General features: G+C 47.0%; 1 protein-coding gene. It reads right to left on the reverse strand.

Annotated elements, in window-relative coordinates; all coding sequences use genetic code 11:
• Window positions 1-353: hypothetical protein (locus A3773_RS19865; protein WP_197462857.1), on the reverse strand; the 353-nt coding region annotated here is incomplete at both ends.

Raw genomic sequence — 353 nt, forward strand, 5'->3', positions numbered from 1 at the left:
CGTTTTTTCTGCCTCGCCACCATCTTTTTCCCCCCCTTTTCCCCTCGCCCCTCCCTTTTTCCCCTCCCTCTCCCTTCTTTTTTTCCCTTCTCCCTTCCCTTCCTCCCTTCTCTCTCTCCTTCCCCTTTCTCTTTCCTTTCTTTCCCCTCTCCCTCCTCCTCCTTTTCTTCTCCCTCCCTCTTCCTTTTTTTCCCTTCCCCTTCTCTTTCTTTCTCTTTTTTCTTTTTTTTCTTTCTTTCTTCCTCTTCCCCCCCCCTTCCTCCTCCTCTCTTTCTTTTTCTTTTTCTTTTTTTTCTTCCTTCCTTCTCCCTTCCTTCCCCTTCTCTTTTTTCTTCCCTCCTTTTTCTCTCTTC

The organism is Neptuniibacter pectenicola (genome assembly GCF_001597735.1).
GTDB lineage: Bacteria > Pseudomonadota > Gammaproteobacteria > Pseudomonadales > Balneatricaceae > Neptuniibacter > Neptuniibacter pectenicola.